The sequence below is a fragment of the Pseudomonas sp. IT-P171 genome (assembly GCF_949767765.1).
GTDB lineage: Bacteria > Pseudomonadota > Gammaproteobacteria > Pseudomonadales > Pseudomonadaceae > Aquipseudomonas > Aquipseudomonas fluorescens_B.
In genome coordinates, this window is the sequence record NZ_CATKQN010000041.1 from 1 (window position 1) to 328 (window position 328).

The following is a 328-nucleotide window of genomic DNA, read 5'->3' on the forward strand; positions in this document are numbered from 1 at the left end:
TTGAGTCAGGGCGGGGTTATCGGGATCGGTGCCGTAGGTGAGGTTTTTTTCGTAGACGGTCAGTTCGCCGCCCGCCACGTCGAGACCGTTGAGGGTGACCGGGTTGTTGATACAGCTGTTGTTGACGTCGATGGTGAGCGTCGTGGTGCTTTCGTCACCGTCGTTATCACGCAGGGTGTAGGTGAACACGTCGGTCGCGCCCGGGCCGTTCACGGAGTTCGGATAGCTGTGGTACTCGGCGTTGCCTTGGGCGTCCAGGGTCAGGTAGCCGTAAGTGCCGTTGATCTGGGTGTTGAGCCCGCCGTTCACCGGGGTCGAAGTGTCCGAA

At 60.7% G+C, this 328-nt stretch carries 1 protein-coding gene; it reads right to left on the bottom strand.

The window, feature by feature from the left end; translation table 11 throughout:
• Positions 1–328: Ig-like domain-containing protein (locus ACM6I5_RS19855; RefSeq protein ID WP_414884492.1), on the bottom strand; the 328-nt coding region annotated here is incomplete at both ends.